Here is a 24,257-nt window from a genome sequence, read left to right on the forward strand (position 1 = left end):
TTAAATGATTTTATGCTGTAGTCCGTTTTTAATTTCTTAACGGTTTATTATAATAGTAAACTTATTTCAAAAATATTTCTATCTCAAAACCAAACTAAACTAACATGTCTACTGAAAAAATACATCTTAACACAATAGAAGAGGCAATAGAAGATATTCGCCAAGGAAAAATAATTATTGTAGTTGATGATGAAGACCGTGAAAACGAAGGTGATTTTTTAGCTGCAGCTGAAAAAGCAACGCCTGAAATGATCAACTTTATGGCTACACATGGGCGTGGTTTAATATGTGTGCCTTTGGCTGAAAGTCGTTGTAATGAACTTGGATTGCACAAGATGGTAACCAACAATACCGATCCGATGGAAACCGCTTTTACTGTTTCAGTAGATTTTAAAGGAAGCGACGTGAGTACTGGGATATCTGCTTCAGACAGAGCCAAAACGGTACTTTCATTAGTGAGTCAAGATACAAAGCCTCATGATTTAGCACGTCCGGGGCATATTTTCCCGTTAATCGCTAAACAAGGCGGTGTCTTGAGAAGAACTGGACATACTGAAGCAGCGATTGATTTTGCTCGTTTGGCTGGATTTAAATCTGCAGGAGTGATTGTCGAAGTCATGAATGATGATGGATCCATGGCACGATTACCACAATTGGCAGAAGTTGCTAAGAAATTTAATTTAAAATTAGTTTCTATTGAAGATCTTGTTCGTTATAGAATGCAGCATGACAGTCTAATTGTTAAGAAAGAAGATTTTGATATTGAAACTCGTTTTGGAACTTTTAGACTTAGGGCTTATCAGCAAACAACTAACAAACAAATCCATATCGCACTTACTAAAGGAACTTGGAATATTGGAGAACCGATTCTAACCCGAATTAATTCTACCACAGTAAATAATGATCTATTAGGCACGCTTACTAATGATGCTGACAAGAAATTGGATGAGATGTTTCAATTTATCAACAAGGATGGCAGGGGAGCTGTTTTATTTATCAATCAGGAGGCAGCGCCAACAGATTTTATAAACCGTTTATCAGAATTAAAAGTTTTGCAGGCTAATGGCGAATTGAAAGCGCCACAAATAAAAATGGATAATAAGGACTTTGGGATTGGGGCGCAGATATTGCATGATATTGACATTTCTAAAATTCGATTGTTATCAAATTCAGAGCAGTCTAAACGTGTTGGTATGATTGGATATGGATTGGAAATTACAGAGTATGTGAAGTACTGATTTTAATTAACAGCATATAAAGAATAGGACTTATAAAAGCCTTGTGAATGTATCAGAAGGTTTTTTTGTTTTAAATTGTATAATCTGTAAAAGGCAAGTAAAAGAAGAAGCTGTCTCAATATTGAGACAGCTTCTTCTTTTTGGTTAGTAATGTGTTTGATTTTTAAGGGTTTAATTTTTTTTTAAAAGTTAGGTGTAAAGTGCTTTTTTGGAAAATGGTAATAATTTGATAATTAGTCAGATATGATTTTTTTTTTTTAAGGTAGCACATAAAAAGTAATTCTAATTTCTGAATAAATAAAAAAGGAAAATATAAGAAAATAGGTTGTTTGGTAGTCGTGTTCTTTTTGTTTTGCTTTTATTATGTAACAAAATAACTTGCATTATTTTGTTATTTTTAAAATTACTGGTAATTTATAGTTTTTTGTTGATTTTTTATATTATTTTATTTGTATTATGTAATTTTTATTTAAATAATTAACATCGTTGTTGTTTTCTTTTTTTATTTTTTACTTTATTTTACTTTCGTTTATTTTCTTTTTTTTGTTTATTTATATGTTTTTTTGTAGTTATTTATTTATATTTGATTTCTTGTTTTTAAGATTTTGAATGAAGAGTATAAGTAAGTTTTATAAATAACTAAAAAAGATGGATATGAAAAAAAAATAAAAATAGAGACTTTTCTAAAAGATTTTAGGCGTTTTAAAGTGACCTGATTTTTTGCCCAGACTTTTTTTGAATATAATTTGTCATATACTACATGACCCAAAATGTGAAAGTAAAAAGGAAAAAAAGAAATCAGAATTGAAAAAGACTTATTCGATAAGATTATTTTTTAAGTAACAAATATTTGTCATCAAAAACGGAGAAATTTTTTTTAAGTAAATGATGCTGTATTGCATCTCACTAAATGTGAAAGCATAAATTTTATAACTACTAACTAGCTAACCAATAAAATAATGAAAGTAAAATATTATATATTTTTTCTAGGACTATTACTATGCATGCCAATTTATGGGCAGCAGCAAAAAGAAATTAAAGGAAAAATTACGGATGGTTTGGGATTACCTGTACCAGGAGTAAATATTGTTGAAAAAGGAACCACAAATGGAGTCCAAAGTGATTTAGACGGAAAATTTTCATTAAAGGTAAAAAGTGAAAAAGCAGTATTAATCGCTACTTATGTAGGTTTTAAAACCAAAGAAGTTTTGTTAAACGGACAAACAAATGTTTCAATTAAATTAGAGGAAGACTCTGCTAAATTAGATGAAGTGGTTGTTGTAGGTTATGGCTCTGTCAAGAAAAAAGATCTGACAGGATCGGTGGTTTCTGTTGGGGCAGATAAATTAGAGGGCAGGTCAAATGTTAATGCTCTTCAATCGCTTGGAGGACAGGCTTCTGGTGTTCAGATTATTCAATCTCAAGGTGCTCCGGGTCTTGCTCCAACCGTAAAAATACGAGGTGCATCTTCTATAAATGCCGGAACTACTCCTCTTTATGTTATTGATGGTATTCCACTGGAAGATAATACAACTAATTCGACTGATGCAGGAATTAGCGGAGGAAGCAATTTAAGTTTTAACCGAAATCCATTGAATTCCATTAACCCTAACGATATTGAGTCGATTGATATTTTGAAAGATGCATCTTCTGCCGCCATTTATGGTTCTAGGGGTGCAAATGGTGTTGTTATTATTACAACTAAGCAGGGAAAAGCAGGTAAGACTAAAATTGATGCAATTTTCGAGTCTGGTGTTTCTAAAGTTATCCGTAAAGTAGACATGATGAATGCATCAGAATTTATTGCCTACAATACTGCTGCAAGAAATAATTCATGGGCGACAACTGTTGCCGCAAATCCATCAGCTACGAGAGGGATTGGTTTAACTGTTCCTGTAGAATTCTCTGATCCGGCCTGGATTGCCCGTATTGGACAGGGGACTGACTGGCAGGATGTAGCATTGAGAACTGCCACTAACATGAACTTTCAGTTGTCGGCTTCTGGCGGAACTGAGAAAACACAATTTATGACATCATTGGGTTATATAAATTCAGAAGGTGTAGTAGACAGTAATACTTATGAAAGAATTAATGTAAGATCAAACCTCAAGCATAAATTTAATGATAAAGTTCGTATGGGGATAAATATTGGTCTTAGTCAGATAAAAGAAGCACCATACGGTACAGGAGGAAAAAGTGATGTGGTGGGCTTGGCTTTGCAAAGTGACCCATTTTTTCCAATGTATGTTGAAACGGGAAGTCTTGGTTTTAAAGATCCTGCCTCAATTTGGAATACATTTGCTAAATACGGTTTCCAGTTGTGGCATCCTTATTCTTTAACAAGAGAAGCCATTGCTAAAAAAAGAACCAATGTATCTATAATTACTTCTTTTCTTGAATGGGATGTCATGAAAGATTTGACTTTTAAGACTTCTGTGAGTTCTAATATTGAGAATACAGTGCATAATTTCTATTGGAATGCAGGCCAGAACTGGGGATACTCAGGATGGGTCCCGGCACAGGCTGATTTCAAAACGCTACAATCTAATAATTGGATTTCGGAAAGCACACTAAATTACAACAAGAAATTTAATGAAAATCACAATTTGAATGTTTTGGCTGGGTTTTCTGCCCAAGAACAGCGTACAGATTTGAGTAGTATGTCAGCTGGTAGTTTCCCAAATGATTTAGTACATACCTTGAATGCTGGTGTTGTAAATGCCGGCTACACTTCTTCAGAAGAGTGGTCATTGCTTTCTTATTTGGCTCGTGCCAATTATTCCTATAAAGGCAAATATCTGCTAACTGCAGCAATCCGAGCGGATGGTTCTTCCCGTTTTGGAGCTAACAACAAGTGGGGATATTTTCCATCAGGATCGCTTGCATGGCGTATTTCTGAAGAATCTTTCTTAAAGGAATCTACTTGGTTGAGTAATTTAAAAGTTAGGTTAAGCTATGGGGAAACCGGTAACAATTCGATTCCAAATTACGGATCAATTGGTGTGTTAGGGTATAGCCCATATGTAAGTTCCGGTACGGTAAACCAAGGTATTTATACATCAAATTTTGCTGATAAAAACTTAAAATGGGAAAAAACAGGCCAAACCAACTTTGGGGTTGATGTAAGTGTTTTTAATGGACGTGTGAAATTTACAGGTGACATTTATTATTCAAAAACAAAAGATTTACTGCTTAATGTTCCTATTCCAATTATTTCTGGTTTTGCTTCTACTTTGACAAACATCGGAGAGCTGGAAAATAGAGGATTTGAAGTAAGTCTTAGTACAATTAATATAGACAGAAAATTCAAATGGAGTACTGATTTTAACATTTTTGCCAACCGAAATAAAGTATTAAAACTTGGTGCAAATAATGCTCCAATTGATATTAATGTCTCCAGTATGACATCGCGAACTGCTGTAGGACAGCCGGTTGGAATGTATTATGGTTATGTTATTGATGGTGTAATTATGTCGCAGGCGGAGTTGGACAGCAAAGCATATCCTGTCTGGCCGGGCAGTGAAGCGGGTGATCCTAGAGTAAGGGATGTCAACAACGATGGTAAAATTAATTCTGACGACAGAACTTATTTAGGTAACTATCAGCCTGATTTTCAATGGGGCTTAACGAATAATTTTTCTTATTCAGGATTTGAGCTTTCTGTCTTGTTACGCGGTTCACAGGGAGGAGAAATTCTTAACCATAGTGCCAGATATCTAAAATCAGGTGTAGGAGGAGGAAACCGTAACATGTATTCTGTTGTAAACAATTATTGGAAATCTGACGCAGATCCAGGAAACGGAATGATTCCTAAACCTCGAATGACGCCAAACACTGTTCAGGATTTTGGCTCAAGCTACTGGGTCGAAGATGGATCATTTGTTCGTATCCAAAATATACGTCTGGGTTATAACTTGCCAAAAAGCTTAGTTGAAAAATTGAAAATAACTAACATAAAGTTATATGTAAATATGGAAAATGTACATGTGTTCTCGAAATATTTAGGCTATGATCCGGAAGGTAGTACATATCAATCTGGTTCAATGGTGGGCTTTGATTATGGAGCTTATCCAAATCCTTTTACAGCAACTATGGGACTAAATGTTAGTTTTTAAAAATTGAAGAAAATCATTTAAAACTTAAGAAAAATGAAAAAAATAATAACAATGCTTTTTTGTGGCTTATTCCTATTAGGATGTAGTTCGGATTTTTTAGATAAGGCCCCTATTTCAAATGCTAATGAAGAGAATTTTTATAAATCTCAAAAAGATATTGAAACAGCATTGTGGTCTGCTTATAATTCACTTTATCTCTTGTATGGTCCCGAAAGTCTGCCGTCGTTCTATGGTGAGTTAATGTCTGATAATGCATACAGTGATAATGCTTCCGGAAGGGTACAAGACTATGAAAGTTTCGAATTGCATACGATGAAAATCGATAATGAGTTAGTATTCAATTTCTGGAATAACTATTATAAGTCAATCTATATTGTAAATAATATTATTGCCAGTGCCGAAAAACTCGATTTTGCCAATAGGGATGCCTTAATTGGAGAAGCAAAGTTTTTACGTTCTTTATACTATTTTGACATGGTTCGTGCCTGGGGTGATGTGCCATTGGTTACAACTCCAATCAGTATTGCTCAAGCTTATGCACAAGCGCGCACACCAAAGGATCAGGTGTATGACCAAATTATCAAGGATCTTGATTTTGCAGCAGCTAAATTGCCAATAAAAACAAGTCAGCGTTTTGTAGGAGCTGCCAGTCAGGAAGCTGCCAATACTCTGCTAGGAAAGGTTTATCTCACTATAGGAAATAAAGCAAAAGCGGCTGAAACGTTGTTGAAAGTGTATGGCAAGTTTAGTCTGGTGCCTTATGCTGATTTATGGGATTTAACCAAGAAAAACGGTGCGTCGTCTATTTTTGAGATTCAATATAAAGGAGGTATATCTAATCCATATAGTTTATATTGGGCAATGTTCACACCAGTTGACAATCGTGTGGTTACCGCTTGGGGGGGAGGATTTAATCAGGTTGCCAATGATTTATGGAATGCCTATGAAGCAAATGACCCAAGGAGAGATATTTCTATTCAAAATGGATATAAAACTCCAAATGGTTCGACTGTCAATGTGAAATTTACAATTAAATGGAAAGATGCAAAAGCTCCTGTTAATGGTTTAAGAGAAGCTTCGGATAATAACTTTATCATTCTTCGTTACGCAGATGTACTTCTAATGTTGACAGAAGCAACTTCAGATCCAAAATACATGAACGAAGTCCGTGCCCGTGTTGGGTTGCCAGCTTATGGAACGGCAGGTTATCCAACTCAATACAATACGGTTGCTCTTGCTTTAGAACATGAATCTCAAGTAGAATTTGCATGCGAATTCCATCGTTGGTTTGATTTAATAAGAACTGGAAGAGCGATTCCGGTAATTAAAAACAGCAGTAAAAATATCACTCTTACCGAAGCGAACTTATTATTGCCTATTCCGTTTTTGGTAATTAATCAAAATCCGGGTGTTATTACGCAAAATGAGGCCTACAAATAAGATGATCGTTTAAAATTAATGCTCGTTTGATAAAAGTGTGGACTGCTTGCTTGTTTAGTTGGGGTAGGCCACGATTTCAAAAGTTTGCATTTGGTTTGTAATTAGTTTGATTGAAATGAGCCCTATATTGGGGCTCATTTTGTTTAGACAGAATGTTTTTTTAATTTTAAAATTTTAAAAGTAATCTGATTTTAGATAAACTGCTCAGATAAAAAAGTTCTTATAAAGGATACGAGATAATGCTAACTAATTAAAATAAAATAAATAATCATAATGAATATATCAAATTCACAATTCACAAGATACGAAGAGAATAATAATGTGTGGTTGTCTCAAAAGAGCGGCGAGGAATTTAATTTTAATGATTATGGCGTAGTTCCTACTGTTCTTGGAAGTGAAGCAGAAGTAGGTCAGGCAATGTTAAAGGAACTTTACGATACTGCAGCCTCAAAAGAGGGTGATATCAATATTGCTCTTCTTGGTGGTAGAGGAGCTCAGGAGTTGCACCGTTTGCTTGGAGACTTAGCCAAATCAACAGAGCAAGACCTTTTATTTGCAAGACTGAATGTGTTTACTCAGGATGCGCTTGCTCCATTGAGTATGAATAATGGTTTAAGTTTTGTTAGAGATTTTGAGCGTATTTTAGGTGATGCCTTTTTTAAAAAGATCAAAAGTTTTACACCAATTCAAACAGATACAGAAGATTTAGAGTCTGCACTTGTACAGTATTTGACTAAATTGGAAGAATTAGGAGGTTTGGATATATTTTTTATAGGTCATGGTCCTGAAGAAAACCATGCATCACATTTGGCTTACATTAAACCTTTTTCTGGAGCAAAAAGAGAACACATTGCAGGGATAATTCCAATATCTAATAGCATTTTGGAGCATCACATTAGTAAGTTTAAAGCAGGTGGAAGCCTTATAAATGAAAATGATGAAAAAGAATGTCGATCTGCAAAATATATTCTCACTTTAGGTCCGGCAGCCATATTACAAGCCAAGAAGGTCGTTCAGTCTGTAGTAGATGCTGATTCTGCCCCTGCTAAAGTTCAAACTTACGCAAACGTAATTAATACACAGTTGAGTTCAGATACAGATCAATTATTACAACAATTAAATGCAAATCCAGGATTATGGATAAGATTACACCCAAATACTAAATCTTTTGTGCTGCCTAATTTAGGTCTTTAATAATTGATTTAATGATAAATAAAAAAGCTTCACATATTACTGAAGCTTTTTTAGTTTATAGCAGATTTTAATTTAATTTTAAACTATTTCCTTTTTTATTTTTTCCTTCCAGCCCAAATATCCATTTGCAGGCAGTTCATTATTCGAATCAGTTAAAACCTGTTCTGTCTGGTTTTTAACAAGAGTAGAGAGCTGTTCAATATCTTTATAAACTCCGCTTTTCAGCCCGGATAAATAGGCAGCTCCTAAAGCAGAAACATCGGAATTTTGCTGCTTGTTCAACGGAATTCCTAATAAATCAGCTAAAAAATGAACCACAAATTTATTCTGAGTCATACCTCCGTTTACAGAAATAGATTTTAATGGCGCTTTTATGTCTTTTGTCATGGCTTCAATTACATCTTTTATTTGATACGGGATGCTTTCCAAAGCCGCTCTCACGATATGATTTTTAGTTGTCCCAAAAGTCATTCCTTCAATTGATGCTTTTCGGGTCATTTGCCAATGAGGTGCGCCTAATCCGCTAAAAGCGGGAATTAAATAAACGCCGGAATTATCATAAATTTCCATCGCCATAGAGGCTGTTTCATCAGGATTTGAAAATAATTGCAATTCATTCTTAAGCCATTCTATGGTGGATCCACAGGAAACAATAGCACCTTCCAGGGCATAATCTATTCGGTCTTCTGTACTCCAGCAAATGGTTGTAAGCATTCCGGAATTTGATAAAACGGCTTCATCGCCAATATTCATCATAATAGAACTTCCTGTTCCCATGGTGACTTTTGCAGTACCTTTTTCGAAACAGCCTTCTCCAAAAGAAGCCGCATGAGAATCTCCAATTAAAGAAGTAATTGGAATAGAAATATTAATATTATCGTCGAAAATCTGACTCAAATCCATTTCTCCAAAATCATGTGATGACGGGAAGACCTGAGGCAAGGTTAAGTTGCTTAATCCCCATTTTTCAAGAATTTCAGTATCCCATTTTAGAGTATGAATATTGAAAAGCAACGTCCTGGAAGCATTTGTATAATCGGTTTTGAAATGAATTCCATTGGTTAATTTATATAAAAGCCAACAATCTACTGTTCCAAAATAAACTTCACCATTTTCTATTCTTGTTTTTAGTTCAGCATCATTTTGTATTAGCCAAAGTAATTTAGTACCCGAAAAATAAGGGTCTAAAAGCAGGCCGGTTTTTTGTTTGATGATATCATTCTGACCTTTTTCAATTAAATCAGTACAGATACTAATGGAACGCTTGCAGGCCCAGACTAATGCCGGAGCCAATGCTTTTCCGTTTTTATCCCAAAGAACAAATGTTTCTCTTTGATTGCTGATACCACAAGATACAATATCTGTCAGAAGAAATCCCTGACCAGTGAAATTATTCAAGCAAAGGCGAACAGAATCAAGAACATTTTGGTAAATATCTTCTGGATTTTGTTCTACAAAACCATTGTCAAAATAATTCGTTTTTAGATCCACACTTCCTTTAGAAACAGCTAGTCCTAATTCGTCAAAAAGTATGGTTTTAGTACTGCTCGTACCCTGGTCAATAGCTAAAATATATTTTTTCATTTATCTTTTGCAGTAAAATTGATTTTTGATAATCCAAGAGTAACAAGGTTATTGAAATGAGATAAAGATCATCGAAGCCAATCCCAGCGTTTAGCCCAATCTAAAAGGACATCGCTTCTCCATTTCAAAACCGTTTTACCGCCTTGCCAAATATCATCATAAAGTTCAGGATTTGGTCGATCTGTGTACCAATTCTTGCCTAAAACATAGTCTGTTGTATTATTTTTTCCCGGCCAGAGATTATTTACCCAAAAAGTGCCAGTCTGATCTTTAAATCCAGGAATACTCGAAGTTACTTTATAGGTCAGTTTTTCAGTACGTTTAGGAGAATATCGTACAACATAATTTCCACTGCCTAGGTAAAATCCGTCCCATTTCTGTTCTCCAATTTCTGCCTGAACTGTCATCGTAATGCAGACAGAATCTTTTGGAATAGCAACAACGGGGCCTTTAAAATGAAATTCCATTATAGAAAAAACAGGTACTGTGTCCTTAATTGATGTATTTCTTTCGAATACAATTTTGGAACTGTAATTCATTTTGATGTAGCTGCCTCCCCAGCTTTCTTTCATCGGGTTATTAGGGTCTCCATCCATCATATACAATAATGAGGGAGTATCGCCCATTTTTAATCTGCCTTCATAACGATTATCTTTATAGTCTTTACCTAAAAAACCAGCTTCGTTGATATAGTTTTTGTAGTAATTTTTTCCATTTAAATTTTCAGCAACATTATCTGAGAAAAATCCGTAGTAGGATGAATTGGATTCTATAAACCAGAGATTTGGAAAATTCTCCACTATATAAGCATAACTATTTGCGCTCCATTTTTTATTAGGCCCGCCTATCCAAAATACCTTTATGTTTTTCTGAATTTCTGGTTTGTCATGTAATGCCTGCGCTAAATCTTCTAGCCCTCCCCAAACCAATATCCAAAGAGGCTGTTTACTTTTTTTAAGTGCACATTTAATAATCCAGTCAGAACCTTCGGTTGAAGTACTGAATCCGTCGTATGGTGCAGCACCTTTTTTTCCTTGTTTTGTTACAGAACGTAAATATTTTGGTAAAGCTAATCCCTGAACGTGTTTTTGTAGTTTTGGCAGATCTTTTTCGTATAGATCAATTGTTCGTAGTATTTCTTTTTTATTACCTTCGCCATAAGAAGGCGAAGAAACAAGTCCTTCAATATCAAACTTCTCGCTGTACATTAAAAGATGAATCATAGATTGGTTATCATCAGGATCTGTACCTCCAATATCAGTACTTACTAATATTCTGGGCTTAACGGGTACTGGCTGTTGTGCTAAAAGTATTTTAGAAATCGCACAAAATAGAATGGTGAAAATCAGTTTGTTCATTTTTTTAAACTAAGAAAATAATGGCTTTTATTTGTTTTTTTGATTCATTTTGTCAATGATTACTGCTAACAAAATAACAAATCCTTTCACGACCTGCTGCCAAAAAGGTGATACATCCAATAAAACCAATCCATTGTTTAAAACACCAATAATTATCGCGCCTATTACGGTTCCTGCAACGGTGCCAATACCGCCTGAAAGTGATGTTCCCCCAATGACCACAGCCGCAATTGAATCCAGTTCGTAACTTGTACCGGCATTTGGCTGGGCTGAGTTAAGCCTTGAGGTAACTAAAACACCGCCTACAGCAGCCATCATTCCGGCAATTCCGTAAACTGTCAATTTAATTTTATTGATATTTATTCCTGATAAAAATGCGGCTCTTTCGTTACCGCCAATGGCGTAAATATATCTTCCGAAAGTTGTTTTTTTAGTTAAAAATAGAACGATCAGCACCATAAATATAGAAATCCATACCGGTGCCGGAATCCCTAAAATCCATCCAGATCCAATGAATTCAAATTCAGTACCTAAATTAGAAATAGGAATCCCCTCTGTATAAAGCATTGTTAGTCCGCGGGCTATAGTTAACATTGCCAGTGTAGCTACAAAAGGAGGGATGGAGAATTTGGTAATTACCCAACCGTTGAAAAGACCTAAAGCCAAACCGATAAGAATGGATACTAAAATCGCTCCTAAAACGGAAAAGCCGACAAATAAATCCATAGACTCAAATGAGAGTCCGTTTTTTAATAAACCGGCACATACTGCTGCGGTAAAACCTAATACAGAACCTACCGAAAGATCAATTCCTGCCATCAAAACCACTAAAGTCATTCCGACAGAAATACAAACATTCACAGATATTTGTCTCAATACATTCCAAAGATTGGCGCTGGTCATGAATTTGTCCGACAATAAGCTGAAAAGCAGACATAAGAGAAAGAGTGCAATCAGGGATTGCGACTTTTTGATAAGAGGGTGGTTTAAGGAGATAGTCATAGTAATAGTAAGTGTTAGTCTGGTAAGGCCGATTTTAATAAGTTGTCTTCAGTAGCATCGGCCGCTAAATAGGAGGCTTTGATTTTGCCTTCAGCCATTACTAAAATCCGATCCGAAAGGGCAAGTATTTCGGGGATTTCAGACGAAACTAATAAAATACTCATGTGGTCAGCTGCGAGTTCTTTTATTAGGTTGTAAATTTCGCTTTTGGCATTAATATCAATTCCGCGAGTAGGCTCATCCATCATTAGAATTTGAGGATTGGTCGCGAGCCATTTTGCAAGAACTACTTTTTGTTGGTTACCGCCGCTTAAATTTTGGCATAACTGCATTTCAGATGGAGTCTTGATGCGCAACTTTTCAATATAATTTTTCGAAGAATTTTTTTCTTTTAACTGGTTTAAAAAACCGGAAACCGGCAGATTTGTCAAACTGATATTAGATGAAATATCCATTCCCAAAACCAGTCCTTCGGTTTTACGATCTTCGGTTACGAAAGCTAATCCATTTTCAATAGCTTCTTTTGGTTTTTTGTGAAAGGTTTTCTTTTGATCAATTTCTAAGTTATAGGTGCTGTTTGTTGAGTGCATGCCAAACAAAGTTTCTAAAAGTTCGGTTCTGCCGGCTCCCATTAAACCAAATATTCCTAAAATTTCTCCTTTTTTTAATTCAAAAGAAATATCATGAAGAAGTTTTCTTTTTTTATCATTAGGATGGATAAGGTTGAGGTTATCGACTTTTAAAACAATATTTTTAGATTGATTTTGAGCGCATTTTTTATCAATAAGCACATCACGGCCTACCATTTTCCGAATCAACTCGTTCTCGGTAGTATTTTTCATTTCTCCCTCATCTATACTGTTTCCATCTCTTAAAACAGTGTAATTTTCGGCGATTTTGAACAATTCATCCATTTTATGAGAAATGTAGACAATCGTTTTGTTTTCTTTTTTTAATTCATAAATAATGCGGTGGAGATTGTCTATTTCTTTGTCGCTTAGGGCAGAAGTGGGTTCATCCATTAAAATAACATCAGCATTGCAGAGCAGGGCTTTTGCAATTTCAATTAATTGTTGTTCTCCTACTTTTAAATGCTGCACCAAGGTTTTTGGGGAAACGTTCAATTGAATTTTTTCAAAAATGCGTTTGGCTTCCATTTCCATTTTTGCAGCATCTAAAATCCCTAGCGGCGTTAAAATTTCTCTTCCTAAAAACAAATTTTGTGTTACGCTGAGCTCAGGAATTAGATTTAGTTCCTGATGAATAATGGCAATACCTGCATTTTGTGCATCTTTTATATTCGAAAAAGAAACGGTTTGTCCATTCAATTTAATTTCGCCATCATATTCGGTGTAAACGCCTGTCAAAATTTTTAAGAGCGTAGACTTTCCTGCACCATTTTCTCCCAATATAGCATTGACTTTTCCAGGGTAAAATTTAAAATTAACCTGATTAAGCGCTTTTACCCCTGGAAATTCTTTCGATATGTTTATTGCTTGTAACAATTTACTGAAGTTTAATTTGTGAAGGAATAATTAAGAGGTCAGTAAACAAAGTTTGTTTTTTGCTCAATTTAACCGCCCCCGAAAATGAAATGCTGTCGCCTAATTTTACAGTTTTGATTTCTTTTGGAATAACTTCATTTCGAACAATCTCATTTAAGCTCTCGGACACTTTGTTGAATTGTGCATTGGTCTTAAAATCGGTTAGTTTTACTAAACCTGAAGCATCTCTTAAATCATTTCCGAAAATGTATTTGGTATCAATGAAAACAACACCGTTTTTTTCATCAGCAACGGTATAAATGCCATCTTTGATGTCGATGATTTTTCCGGTGCTTTTAATCATAAAATAGGCTGAATTTCCGATGCCTAATCTATTTCCATAGCTTTTAAAAGCCTCTTTTTGATCTTTTTTTACAGAAGCAATTAAACTGGTTAAAGGAATTGTCTTTTTACTTTTCAAAATACCTTTATAATAGATGGAATCTGCATACGCTTTAAAATCAAAAGATTCCTTTTGGGCTTTTTTTACATCACTCAGTTTTTTGAAATAAACAGAATTATAAGCTAAAAAAGCTATTACAAGAAAGGCTAAAATATAAATATACTTTTTTTTCATCGCTAATAGTCTTTTATATTTGATGCATTGACCAGTTCAACTTCTACAGGGACTCTTTGAGGGAATATTTTTCTTCCTTTAAAATACTCATCTGCAAATTCTACTGCTGTCTGAGCCATTACTTTAGGATATTGCATTCCTGTAGCTGCGATTTTCTTTTCTCTAATTTTTTCAATTACATCTCCGGCTCCGTCAAATCCAAAAATTTTGACTTTATATTCTTTTCCTGTTGCCTGCAATGCTTGAAAAGCTCCCATTGCCATGGCATCATTACCGCAAAAAACAGCATCAATATCAGGATTTGCCTGCATGATCGTTTCTAAAACTTCCATCGCTTTAGTACGGTCGAAATTGCCGCTTTGCTGTGCCACCATTTTTAAATTGGGGAAATTATCGACAACAGAATGAAATCCTTTTGATCTCGCCCAAGTGTTATTGTCGCCTACAAGTCCTAAGATTTCGACATACTTTCCTTTTTCTTTTAATTCTTTTACAAACTCAATTCCGATAGAAACACAGCCTGAATAGTTGTCTGAAAGAATTTGGCTTGTAGCCGCATCATCTGCGTTTACTTCTCTGTCCATGCAAAACACAGGTATGCCTGCAGTTTTAGCCTTTAAGATACTCGAAATGGAACCATCAGAGTCTGTAGGGTTTAAAAGAATGGCATCATAACCAGAAGAAATAAGATTCTCAAAATTATCCGATTCGACAGCCGGATTATTTTGTGAATCAAAGATTTTGGCTTCATACCCTAATTTTCGCGCATTTTCTGCGGCTGATTCTGCCAACATTACAAACCATGGATTATTTAACGTGGAAACTACCACTGCAATTTTAGGTTTTTCAGCTTTTTCTTTTGAAGAGCAGCCTAAGATCAAAACCATTAATACTATTACTAAGGACAGCTGTTTTATTTTCATAAGCCTAGAAGATTTAAAGCAGTATTTCTTAGACCGTCAGCAGATATTCCATAATGATTGAAAATTTCAGTTTGCGAACCGGATACCGTATGATCATCTGGCAGTCCTACGATTTTAAGTTTGTTAGAGCATCCGTTTTGAAATAATAAAGAGGTAATGGCTTCGCCTAATCCTCCATTTACAGAATGTTCTTCAACAGTAATAATAGGTTTCTTATTTTCGGCTGTAGTCAATAATAATTCTGTATCTAAAGGTTTAATGGTGTGAAGACTTATAATTTTACAGCTAATATTATATTCTTTTTCCAGAAGTTTAGCTGCTTCAACACAAGGAAGTACGGCTTCGCCGGTGGCAATCAAAGTCAAATCATTTCCTTCCTGAATGATGCGCCCTTTACCTATTTTGAAATCTGCTTTATCGGGATTTAGGTTTGCAGGCATGGCTTTTTTTCCAAAACGCAGATATATAGGGCTTTTCATTTCAGTAGCCTGTTTGATGGCTTCTGCAGTTTCATAATTGTCTGCAGGTGCTACAATGGTAATATTGTTAATAGCTCTCAACACTGCGTAATCATGTAAACTGTGGTGCGTGGTACCTAAAGCGCCATAACTTACTCCTGCACTAATGCCAATTAATTTTACAGCATTATCAGAGTAGGCAACGTCATTTTTAATTTGTTCCAATGCACGTGCCGTAAGAAAACAGGCTGGAGATACAGCAAATGCTTTTTTCCCCATACTTGCTAATCCTGCAGCAACTCCTACCAAATTTTGTTCAGCAATACCTACCTCAACAATTTGTTCCGGATATTTTTGACCAAATGGCACCAGTTTTCCTGAGCCACGAGAGTCACTTGTGACAACTATGATGTCTTTATCTGCGGTGGCTAAGAATTGAAGAGTTTCAGAAAAGACTTCGAGATTAGCAGTGTTGATTGTTTTTATTTCTACCATTATTTTAGATAGTTTCAAGTTCTTGTAATTGGATGTCTAATTCTTTTATAGCTAAATGATATTGTTCTTCTGAGGGAACACCATGATGCCATTTCAAAACATTTTCCATGTAGCTGATTCCTTTTCCCTTAGTCGTATGTGCTATGATAAAACTCGGTTTTCCGCTCTCCAGGGGTAAATTATTAAGTGTTTGTGAAAGCTCTTCTAAATTATGGCCATCAACATGAGTTACCGCCCAGCCAAAAGCTTCCAATTTTTTATCTATAGGTTCTAACCCCATGACATCGGCGTTTGAAGCCGTAATTTGAAGTTTATTGTAATCCAGAATTGCAGAAAGATTGTCTAATTTGTAATGCGAAGCAAACATCATAGCTTCCCAATTTGAACCTTCGGCCATTTCGCCATCGCCTAAAATGGTAAAGACTTTTACTTCTGAATTATCTCTTTTTGCCGCCAAAGCTGCTCCTGCACAAATCGATAAGCCATGTCCTAATCCGCCTGTGTTTTGTTCAATTCCGGGAATAGATTTAGTGGGATGTCCTATATATGGAGATTTGTATTGGCAAAGTGATAACAAATCTTCTTCAGGAAAAAAGCCTTTGTCGGCTAAAACTACATACAAAGCTTCAACACAATGTCCTTTACTCTGAATAAACCTATCTCTGTTTTTAGAATTAAAATTCTGCGGAGAAATGTTCATGACATTATTGTACAAAACATTTAGAATATCCACAATAGACAGGCTGCCTCCAGTATGACCCGCTTTGGCATTGTAGATGTATTTGAGAATTTTTTTTCTACTCTCTATTGATTTTCGTTTTAATTCTACAATATGCATCTTAATTCATTTTAGTGTTTATAAACTTCCCAGCCCATATAATTTCCTAGAGCTTCTTCCAGGATTGCGGCTGTTTTTGAGGCGTTCATTACTACATGGTGCTCAAAACCGTTTTTACAAATGTATTTCATCAGCTCCTGAAGGTTAGGTATTTGAGCTACGGCTCTATTGCCAAAAGTGTTTAATGTGTCATCAGTAAGTTCGCCTTCGCCTATATAAACTTTAATAATTCCTTTTGGATCATCAGTACTGATTCTTCCATAAGTAAGTGGCATTGCTGGTGTTCTCCCATCTAAGGCACCATATGTATTTTCAACTCCCACTGTAGTTCCTAAAATAGGAGCAGTGCTTAATTGTATGTCTGGCAGAAATGATTTTGCCCAATTTCCACAATGAAATAAAACACATTTTTCAGGATCGTCGGCGTAGTTGTTATTCCAATCTACTAGTGCACTTGGCGATCCTGAAGCCAATTGCATGGCATACATGCTTAAGGTTCCAGTAACGTCTACTTCACAAGCACTTGGCAGCATATTTTCACTCATGATACTCATACTTGTGCACACATTGCAGCCATAATTTTGCTGCAGTGAAGTCCAGCATTGAATAGCAGTAGCATCTAAAGCATGCTCTTCCATAAAATCTTTCAGGACGACATCTAATTTTGCAATCTGAAGCATGGCTTCGTTAGGCGTTTTGCCTTGTGCAACATAAGTATTTATAGATTCTAAATGTTGTTTAACAGCTGCGTCATCGGCAGTTAGTTTGTTTGCTTTTCCTAAAATTTCAGATAAATCTGCCGTAGTTACCGTAATGCCATTTCTTTGTAATATCTTCTCAGAATAGCGAACTGTGTTAAATGCTCCGGGTCTTGCTCCGATAGCACCAATGCGTACATTTCGCATTCCTTTAACCACTCTGCAGACAGCAGTAAAGTCTAATAAGTCTTTTTGGAAAACGGGATCAGACGGACTCATAACGTGCTGGCTTGTCAGAGAGTATTTTATACCGTATTGGTATAGATTGTTACAGACTGAAATTTTGCCACACCACGAATCACGTCTGTTGGCTACGTTTAGTTTGGTTAATTCATCAGGGTAAGCCTGTATCAACACCGGAACGTTTAAATTAGCCAGTTTTAAGGTGTCCGCTACACCTTTTTCATCCCCGAAATTAGGCAGTAAAACAAGCACTCCCATAATTTCATCCTGATGTTTTTTAAATAATTCAGCGCATTTTTGGGCCTCTTTATAGGTCTCGACGCCACCAAGTTTAGTATCATTGCTGTCTAATAAAATAGGTTTAATATTTAACTGATTAAAAACTTCAATAATTTCAAATCTTGCCTTTTCTACTAAACTGTCCGGAAAAAAATCTCTGTTTCCAATTATTACTCCTAATGTTGATGTCGTCATTATTTTTTATTAAAGGGGGTTTGTATTTTATGCTACTATTACTTCAATTTCGTTGTCTCTAAAGACTTGTTTGTGTTTTTCCTCAATATTGTCATCTGTGATGATGTAATCAATTAAAGACAGGGCTCCTAAACTGGCTAGTGCACTTTTACCCATTTTGGTACTATCGGCTACCAGATATGTCACTTCTGCGGCTTCAATCATTGCTTTTTTTACAACTAAATCACTAATACTAGGATAAGTAAGTCCTGCTTTTAATGATATTCCAGCCGTGGCTAAAAATAACTTTTGAACATTTAATCCCTTAAAAAAGTCAGCTGCTTTCTGTCCAGTCAGGGATAATGTGGGAGGTTTGAATTCTCCACCCGTCATAATTACCTCAATATCTGGATCCGTTCCTAATAATAATGCGATGTTTAGTGCATTGGTAATTACGGTCAGTTGCTTAAATCCTTTTAGTTTTTTTGCAATTTCTGTTGTTGTTGATCCGGAATCTAAAATTATAGTATCTCCATTATCAATAAATTCAAGACATTTTTCAGCAATTGCCGATTTTTTTTCAAGATTTTCCTGGCGTTGTAGAGAAAAACTACGTACCTGATCCTCGACATTTTTTATGCTCGCTCCTCCATGTTCTTTGAGTATTAATCCTTCGCTATCTAGTTTTTCCAGATCTTGACGTATCGTTACTTCTGTAACTTTGAATAAACGAGCTAAATTGTTCACTTTGGCAAAACCATCTTCTTTTAAAAGGTCTAGTATTTTTTCTCTTCTTTGATTGGCTAACATGTTTATCAGTATTTTGTGTTTGAATAACAAATATAAGCAAATGCAAATAAATTTAAAGTAAACACAAAACAAGTACTAATTAAATACAAGGCAAATATATTAAAAAAAAAAGTAAAAACAAAATAAAAGAAAGTAAAAGAAAGTAAAAGAAAAGTTTTTTGCTTTTTTAAAAGTTTTTATGATGTTATTCAATGGATTTTGTTTTTAAATAAATAAGAGTTTTTATTGATTGAGTTGATCAATGATTTTTTGGATTTTTATGTATTGTAATGACAAGAATAACTCTTTGAAAAAAATGATAAATCTTATATAGTTCAGTATTTAGGATTTGTTGAATATCTTAAATATGGGAATTGTTAGATATTTGTACATAATTTTATTCTTCTTAGAAATATAGCATCAAAAAAAAACCTTCAGCATATGCTGAAGGTTTTCTGTATTAAGAATTAATTTTGAATAAAAATCAAACTTTTATTTAAAATTTAAATTAGGAATGAAACCGATTAACTCTTTTAGCTTTCGATAATCAACGAGTATTTCCTCATGTTTTGTGATTTGCCTAATGGCTTTTAATTCTAATTTTTCAGCTTGGTAAGTAATATTTGTATTGGGAGAATTTGAATGATTACAATACCTGCCCAAATCATCTGTTTCCCACCACGATTTAGACATTTGTTTCTGAAACAGATATCTCGAATTTTTACTTGTTGGTTTATCAGTGACCCAAATACCAATATACTCATCAGATTCAATGTTTGAATTAGCTGTTATTTTGATATTGTTAGGGTCACTTTTATTGATTGCATACTTCATTTTTTAAACAGGATCTTGTGGTTTAATGTTATGGGTAAGGACTCCATTCGCAAAATAGGTATGAGAAGGACTTAAAGACATTGGGTAAATCTTTCTTTCTTCTAAATTGACTGAAATAGAATCTACAGCTATAATTTCATTTTTAATGCCATATAAATTATCTCCAACTATAACATCTTTCAGGGGAATGAATTTCCAAATTCCTTCTCTTTCAATTAATTGAGAGTGCTCAGGAGTTGCTTCTAATAAACCATAGTTAATGATGATTGTTTTATATGCAATTTCCGGTTTGATACTGGTTATTGGAGATGAAATTCTTTTTTCTGAAAGATTATCGGATGACCATTTGTATAATTCGTAAACGTCATTAGTATCCTGAAGGGTTTCTATTTCAGATGAAAGTAATAACTCATTTACTGTTAATGTTTCAATTGCTTTTTGAGAACCATCTGCGAGAGTAATTAGTGTTCCTTCTACAAAACAACTAATAGGACCAGTTTTGAAACCTGCTGAAGCAGAAAAAGCAGAATAATTTCCAGCTGCATCATATGCTCTAACCTGGAAATAGTATTGTGTATTATAACTTCCATCGTCATCATAAAAAGTATTAGTTCCTGTATATCGCGTAGTCCAGGTACCTGAAGTTCCTGTTTTTCTTTGTAATTCGTATCCTGAAACACCCTTATTATCAGTAGAAGCATTCCAGGCTATATATATTGACCTTTGCGGATTTGCTCCATTACCAAGATCGCAATACAGTCCAGTTGGAACACTCGGAGGTGTTGTATCTACTGCACTTACATATTGATATACATTGGAGAAGATAGAAGGTGTGTTCACATCTTCTATAAAATACCAAGTAGTTACTGTAGGAACAGGTACACTTCTTGGAGAGGTTGGTCCGGCAGTATCTGTTGTCCAGGGGCCACTTGCTGAAGTTGTACTTCTGTTTAGCCTCAAGACAGAAGGCGAATAACCGGTTCCGCTTACAGTAAAATAAATGTATCCTGAATTGTAGCTTGTAATTGTAATTGAAGGAGGTGTCGCAGAATGATTATAATTGTAAAATTCAGAAATTCTATGAGGAGCAGCGCCATCGGGTTTAGACGGAGAATAGGAAGACAAAGCTCCATATCCTCCAGTTGATGCACTTCCTAATGATATTGGTGAACCTGATGGTTTACCTAACTCCGTATTTATTTGATTCAAAGATATTGAACCACTTTCAGGTAATGCCATTATTCATTTAAGTTTAGATGTTTAATAATAAATTTTAGTTTTTTATCCTGTTCTTCGAGTTGTAGCTGCTGTTGTTTTACAGCTTCAAATAATACGGCAACAGCATTTTGATATTTAACAGCTTTCGTTCCGTCTTCTCTTGTAAGGACTAATTCAGGGAAATTTTCTTCCAATTCCTGAGCAATAAAACCAATATTGTCTTTTTGTTCGTTATCGATTCTGTCATAAACTACACCTCTTGAAGCCTGAATTCTTTCGATTACACTCTCAATTGGCCTGATGTTTTCTTTGACTCTGGCATCAGAAAAAGCGGTAACATCTCCGGTAACATTTAGGGAACTACCTGTGATTGCTCCGGAAAATGCTGAGTAAGCGGAATAATTACCGGAATGTAAAATATCATACCACCCGTTCCAGGTTGTGTCAATTCCTTTACGTAATCTAAGACCAGGCAGTCCGGAACCATTCACACCAGTTTCATTTCTAAACGCTAATTGATATGAAGAGTCTCCTGTCGAAGATGTAGTACCATCCCATGGAGAAAATGTCATTACACCTCCATAATTTCCGGAACCGCCAACAACTGCTGAATTAACAAAATCGAAATTAACAGATCTGGCAAATGTGTTGGGTAAGCGGTCGCTTAATGTTCTTGGTCCATCCGTAAATGCAATTCTCCTTGAAGATGTCGCAGTTTCTGCATTTCCTCCAATGTTTAAAGATCCGGCTGTTCCGGTTAAACCGTTACCTGAACCATAAAAAGCAGGAGCAACTACAGACATACTAAAATCAGCATTTCCGGAACTTGGTGATAATCTAAAATAAGAAGATCCATTTCTTCCTATAGAAAAAGAATCACGGCCTACATTATTAGTACCTATTCCAACATCCCAGTTTGAAGAAGCATTTGGATCTCCGGCAAATCTAAGCGTTGCGCCAGTCATTGAACCAGTGAAGCCATTTTGCCCGTTTTCAGTATAACAAATATGAGGATTTGCATACATTGTCCATCTGTCCGGATGCGAGCTGAATAATGTTGGGTAAGAACCTCCAGCCCACAAATTTAAAGCCCCAAAGTTACCTGCTATAGAAGATTGAGTTGTTGTTACAGCACCAGAAGTCCATAAACCTGTACCAATAGCTGTTTTTGTTACACCAGCCTCAAGAACTAATAATTGGTGGCTTAAACCTGGCTTAGATTCACCTCCTACATTTGAATGTGTCCATGATAATCCATAACAGTTGTTAGTACTTGTACCATCATTTGATAATTTGAAGGAATCGCCCATTGCATAAATACCTTGATATCTTGTAGGAGAATAAATACCTACAATGCCATTTCCATAATCATCATCAATATAAAAATTTCCATTTGCTCTTTGAGATCTATCCGAAATTCTTGAAGAATCTACTCTCAATCCATAAGTGTAGGTTCCATTCCATCCCATAAGTGATGGATAAGAAGGAGTCCAGGCCTGTTGTGAATTTGAATTGCTAACAGGAGAATTATCAGGAGAAAGCCCTGAAGAAGCATCAAAAATAGTATGATTATTTCCATAATTATTCCAGCTAAGTTGTCCTACAACAGTGCTAGATACTCCATTTGTAAGCCAATTATAGCGGTTGGAAGAAAGGGTAGTTGCTGTTTTGGCATTATCATTAATTCCAAGATATTTACTGGATAAAGAAACATTGTTTTCGTAAATAGTCGCTCCATAAATTGAATTGAAGTTCCAACTAGATGTTCCTAAACTTCCGGAATTTCCTGACTGGTAAGGGATCAATCCATTTACAGTAGTTCTAATCCAATCTGAGGTGTCTCCATCAGAAGCCCTCGCCATTCCATAATAACCATTTTCATTCTTTGATTTCATGAAAGAACTGGAATCTAAACCACCTAAAGTATTAGCATTTCCAGTAATATTAATCCCCCATGTCCCCGACGCCCCAGAACCTGTTGTAGAAGGCTTGGAATCTAATTGTGTCTGAATTGAACTTGTAGCATCATTATTAGCTTGTTGACTTGGAGTCTGAAATCTTCTAGATCCGGTTTCAGTAATCTGATCGGCATTGTAATCACCGGCCTGAGCTGTAACAGCACCATTTCTTCCAAAGACTTTTGTTACTTCACTGGTTGGAGTAAGCAATTCCTGCCAGTCATTTAAGGAAGCAGAGTTGGAACCTTTTAAAATGAAAGATTTACTCAAATCGGTTCTTACGGCAATATCTCCTGTTTCAGCAGTCAGCGCCAGCATCGCTGCTTCTGAAGCAATGACAAAAGTATCATTTACGGTAATAGCCGGAAGTTGAGAAGAAATTAATTTTCCGTCGGCTCCTAAACCGGCATAACCGTTAGCAATATTTTTATTAGAAGCATTTTCGGCAGTATAACCTAAAGCAGATTGTTTTGAATTCCATGAAGCTTTTTCAGCATCTGATACAAATCTGTTACCGGAATCCTGAGTAATGATACTAGCAGGATGATTTGCAGGATGTACATAATTAGATAATGTTCCCAAACGTGTAATTTCAGTATCAGAAAGTAAACTTTTACCTGAAACTTTATCCACTTTATTATTTTGTAAAATCTTTCCCATTTCGGCAGTTAAGGCTTTTGTCGTGCCGCCGGTAGTTAAGTCATTTACTAAGATTGTGCTTAAGGAATTGCGTAACATTTCGAGTGCATCACCTAATTTCTGAAGGGTATTTAAATCAGCATTATCAGAAGTGAGTAGTTCATTTGCATCATCAATTAAATCTTTTAACACTTTTCCTTGTCTAGCATCCAGCATTTTGCCTGGATGAATGTAATCAAGTGCGTTATAATTGCTTGCCTGAATATTACTGATGTCGTTAGAAACCGTATTCAAAGAAGTGCGTACGGTTTCGATGGCATCGCCTAATTTCTGAAGTGTATTTAAATCGACATTGTCTGAAGCCAGTACTTCGTTCGCATCGTCGATTAAGTCTTTTAAAACTTTCCCTTGCCTTGCGTCCAATGCCTTTCCTGCAACAATGTAATCGAGTGCGTTATAACTTTCGATTTTAATGCTGTTTATATCGCTAAATTCTAATTCACCATTACTATTCGTTGTTAGAATTTTGTTTTGTTCATTTTTTTCTAAGTCGGCGACTTTTATTCTGTTATGATTGGTACTCATTTTTTTATTTTGTTTTGATAACTAAAACGGGTTGATTTTTTTTAATAAGAAAGAATTATACATGCAAATCCAAA

17 protein-coding genes are annotated in these 24,257 nt (G+C 35.4%); 4 read left to right on the forward strand and 13 right to left on the reverse strand.

The features are described 5' to 3' along the window. Positions 1-104: 104 nt before the first annotated feature. From ribB to HYN56_RS10960, 4 genes are all read left to right on the forward strand, one after another. Entirely contained in the window at positions 105-1,238 is a 1,134-nt protein-coding gene (gene ribB, locus HYN56_RS10945) for a 3,4-dihydroxy-2-butanone-4-phosphate synthase (RefSeq protein WP_109192194.1), read from the forward strand. Between the two features lie 959 nt (positions 1,239-2,197). After that, positions 2,198-5,353, forward strand: coding sequence for a SusC/RagA family TonB-linked outer membrane protein (locus HYN56_RS10950; RefSeq protein ID WP_109192195.1), 3,156 nt, complete (start codon positions 2,198-2,200; stop codon positions 5,351-5,353). A 33-nt stretch (positions 5,354-5,386) separates the two neighbouring features. Continuing rightward, complete coding sequence (locus HYN56_RS10955) at positions 5,387-6,793, forward strand: RagB/SusD family nutrient uptake outer membrane protein (protein ID WP_109192196.1); 1,407 nt, start codon at positions 5,387-5,389, stop codon at positions 6,791-6,793. Positions 6,794-7,120: 327 nt separating this feature from the next. Next, positions 7,121-7,987 carry a hypothetical protein gene (locus HYN56_RS10960; RefSeq protein WP_205727653.1) on the forward strand — a complete coding sequence of 289 codons (867 nt, stop codon included), beginning with the start codon at positions 7,121-7,123 and terminating at the stop codon, positions 7,985-7,987. A 78-nt stretch (positions 7,988-8,065) separates the two neighbouring features. Here HYN56_RS10960 and HYN56_RS10965 read toward each other — a convergent pair whose 3' ends face one another. The 13 genes from HYN56_RS10965 to HYN56_RS11025 form a co-directional block, all read right to left on the reverse strand. Then, on the reverse strand, positions 8,066-9,571 hold the full coding sequence (locus HYN56_RS10965; RefSeq protein ID WP_109192198.1) for an FGGY family carbohydrate kinase: 1,506 nt from the start codon (positions 9,569-9,571) through the stop codon (positions 8,066-8,068). A gap of 68 nt (positions 9,572-9,639) precedes the next feature. Further along, entirely contained in the window at positions 9,640-10,929 is a 1,290-nt protein-coding gene (locus tag HYN56_RS10970; RefSeq protein ID WP_109192199.1) for a nucleoside hydrolase-like domain-containing protein, read from the reverse strand. A 27-nt stretch (positions 10,930-10,956) separates the two neighbouring features. Beyond that, positions 10,957-11,832, reverse strand: coding sequence for an ABC transporter permease (locus tag HYN56_RS10975; protein ID WP_240622690.1), 876 nt, complete (start codon positions 11,830-11,832; stop codon positions 10,957-10,959). A gap of 113 nt (positions 11,833-11,945) precedes the next feature. Then, positions 11,946-13,436, reverse strand: a complete 1,491-nt coding sequence (locus HYN56_RS10980; RefSeq protein WP_109192201.1) for a sugar ABC transporter ATP-binding protein — start codon at positions 13,434-13,436, stop codon at positions 11,946-11,948. Position 13,437: 1 nt separating this feature from the next. After that, a complete protein-coding gene (locus HYN56_RS10985) occupies positions 13,438-14,052 on the reverse strand; it encodes a DUF2291 domain-containing protein (protein WP_109192202.1) in 615 nt (204 codons plus the stop codon). 2 nt (positions 14,053-14,054) lie between these two features. After that, positions 14,055-14,975: a D-ribose ABC transporter substrate-binding protein gene (locus tag HYN56_RS10990; RefSeq protein ID WP_109192203.1), complete on the reverse strand. Its 921-nt coding sequence runs from the start codon at positions 14,973-14,975 to the stop codon at positions 14,055-14,057. Further along, positions 14,972-15,928: a transketolase family protein gene (locus tag HYN56_RS10995; RefSeq protein WP_109192204.1), complete on the reverse strand. Its 957-nt coding sequence runs from the start codon at positions 15,926-15,928 to the stop codon at positions 14,972-14,974. Before HYN56_RS10995 ends, HYN56_RS10990 begins: the two co-directional genes overlap by 4 nt. Positions 15,929-15,932: 4 nt before the next feature. After that, positions 15,933-16,766: a transketolase gene (locus HYN56_RS11000; protein ID WP_109192205.1), complete on the reverse strand. Its 834-nt coding sequence runs from the start codon at positions 16,764-16,766 to the stop codon at positions 15,933-15,935. 11 nt (positions 16,767-16,777) lie between these two features. Further along, complete coding sequence (locus HYN56_RS11005; RefSeq protein WP_109192206.1) at positions 16,778-18,181, reverse strand: L-fucose/L-arabinose isomerase family protein; 1,404 nt, start codon at positions 18,179-18,181, stop codon at positions 16,778-16,780. A gap of 27 nt (positions 18,182-18,208) precedes the next feature. Continuing rightward, positions 18,209-18,970 (reverse strand): DeoR/GlpR family DNA-binding transcription regulator, encoded by a 762-nt coding sequence (locus tag HYN56_RS11010; RefSeq protein ID WP_109192207.1) that lies wholly within the window; start codon positions 18,968-18,970, stop codon positions 18,209-18,211. Between the two features lie 471 nt (positions 18,971-19,441). Further along, on the reverse strand, positions 19,442-19,783 hold the full coding sequence (locus tag HYN56_RS11015) for an SET domain-containing protein-lysine N-methyltransferase (RefSeq protein WP_109192208.1): 342 nt from the start codon (positions 19,781-19,783) through the stop codon (positions 19,442-19,444). Positions 19,784-19,786: 3 nt separating this feature from the next. Beyond that, positions 19,787-21,022, reverse strand: a complete 1,236-nt coding sequence (locus HYN56_RS11020) for a hypothetical protein (protein ID WP_109192209.1) — start codon at positions 21,020-21,022, stop codon at positions 19,787-19,789. Next, positions 21,022-24,183 (reverse strand): tail fiber domain-containing protein, encoded by a 3,162-nt coding sequence (locus HYN56_RS11025; RefSeq protein ID WP_109192210.1) that lies wholly within the window; start codon positions 24,181-24,183, stop codon positions 21,022-21,024. The genes HYN56_RS11020 and HYN56_RS11025 overlap by 1 nt, the downstream gene beginning before the upstream one ends. Between the last annotated feature and the right edge of the window lie 74 nt (positions 24,184-24,257).

Source organism: Flavobacterium crocinum, assembly GCF_003122385.1.
Taxonomy (GTDB): Bacteria; Bacteroidota; Bacteroidia; order Flavobacteriales; family Flavobacteriaceae; genus Flavobacterium; species Flavobacterium crocinum.